This is a genomic window from Enterobacter sp. K16B, assembly GCF_020216105.1.
Lineage (GTDB): Bacteria > Pseudomonadota > Gammaproteobacteria > Enterobacterales > Enterobacteriaceae > Enterobacter > Enterobacter sichuanensis.
Window position 1 is genome coordinate 1 of record NZ_JAIWJZ010000066.1, and the last position, 212, is coordinate 212.

General features: G+C 52.4%; 1 pseudogene. It reads right to left on the reverse strand.

The features are described from left to right. Positions 1 to 212, reverse strand: a pseudogene (locus LDK53_RS13405) (hypothetical protein); the annotation flags it as partial.

Here is a 212-nt window from a genome sequence, read left to right on the forward strand (position 1 = left end):
TTGCGGTCAAAAATCACCGCATTATCACTCAGCCTGTATACCTGCTTGAGAAAAGGCTGATCTACAGGGTCAACGGTAGCGCTGTTTTTCAGTTTCTGTTCCCGCAGCCGGATACGCTGCACAAAAGCCGGACGGTAGAGCCGCTTGCTGCTGATGCGGATCTCATTAATCTGCACCCGGTCAGTCAGGGTGTTTTCGAATGAGGCCGGAAC